Consider the following 1,355-nt stretch of genomic DNA (forward strand, 5'->3'; position numbering starts at 1 on the left):
TGAACCACCCCGTGTTTGATGCACACCTTCTTTCGAGGGAAGGTTGTTCGCATCATGCCGAAGAAGTACGACGAGGAGTTCAAGGCCCGAGCGGTGCGGTTGGTCATCGATCACGTCGAGGAATACGACAGCCGTACGGCCTGCGTGGTGGCGGTCGCCAAGCGGCTGGGTGTCGCACCGGAGACGCTGCGCCGGTGGATCAACCAGATCGACGTCGACGCCGGGGTTCGCGACGGGGTGCCTACCGAGATCACGCGGGAGAATCGAGAGCTCAAACGCAAGAACCGTGAGCTCGAGGAAACCATCGAAATCCTCAAGGCGGCAACGAGTTTCTTCGCGCGGGAGAGCGACCCGCGACACCGTTGATCTGTGCGTTCATTGCCGAGCATCGCGCTCGGTTCGGGGTCGCTTCGATCTGCCGCGTGCTCACCGAGCACGGCTGCCAGATTGCCCCGAGAACCTTCTACGCCTGGCTGTCTCGACCGCCCTCGGCGCGGGCCCTGTGGGACATGACCATCACCGAGGTGCTTGCCGGCTTCTACGCCCCCGACGAGCACGGCCGCCGCCCACCGGAGGCGTTGTACGGGGCTACCAAGATGTGGGCTCACCTGCAACGACAGGGCATCGAGGTAGCCCGCTGCACCGTGGAGCGCCTCATGCGCGTCCATGGCTGGCGCGGGGTCATCCGCACCAAGAAGGTCCGCACCACCATCGCCGACCCGGCCGCGGGGCGGGCCCCGGACCTGGTGGACCGCCACTTTGGTGTCGAGGCCCCCAACGTGCTGCTGGTGGCCGATTTCACCTATGTGCGGCTGGCCAGCGGGGTGTTCGTCTACACGGCGTTCGTCGTTGATGCATACGCGGGACGGATCGTGGGATGGACCTGCTCGGCCGGTAAGAGCGACGCGTTCGTGCGCCGAGCCATCCGCCACGCTGCACGACTCTTGTCGAGTGAAGGCAATCCGTTGTTGGGCAACACTATTCACCATAGCGATGCGGGCTCGCAATATACGTCGGTTCGGCTCGGGGAGACGCTGGCACTGTCCGGGCTGGTCCCCTCGATCGGCTCGGTCGGCGACGCCTTCGACAACGCCCTAGCCGAGACGACGATAGGGCTGTACAAGAACGAAGCCGTCCGCACCGACTCACCGTTCCGACGCGGCCCTCTGCACCGGCTCGCAGACGTCGAACTGCTCACCGCCGACTGGGTCGGCTGGTACAACACCGAACGGCTCATGCACCGCCTCGGCCGCATCCCACCGATCGAATACGAGGCCATCTACTACGCTAGGAAACCAGCCCAGTCAGAGGCTGCACACCAGTAACCAGGAGTGCATCGAACCCGGGGCGGTTCA

The 1,355-nt window shown here is 64.8% G+C and carries 1 protein-coding gene; it reads left to right on the forward strand.

Translation table 11 applies throughout. The features are described 5' to 3' along the window. Positions 1 to 54 precede the first annotated feature (54 nt). A protein-coding gene (locus tag ABZ195_RS28635) for an IS3 family transposase (protein ID WP_355223257.1) occupies positions 55 to 1,325 on the forward strand; the annotation gives its coding sequence in 2 pieces (ribosomal slippage) (positions 55 to 328 and positions 328 to 1,325; 1,272 coding nt in all). Positions 1,326 to 1,355: the final 30 nt, after the last annotated feature.

This window comes from Mycobacterium sp. NPDC006124, assembly GCF_040614235.1.
Taxonomy (GTDB): Bacteria; Actinomycetota; Actinomycetes; order Mycobacteriales; family Mycobacteriaceae; genus Mycobacterium.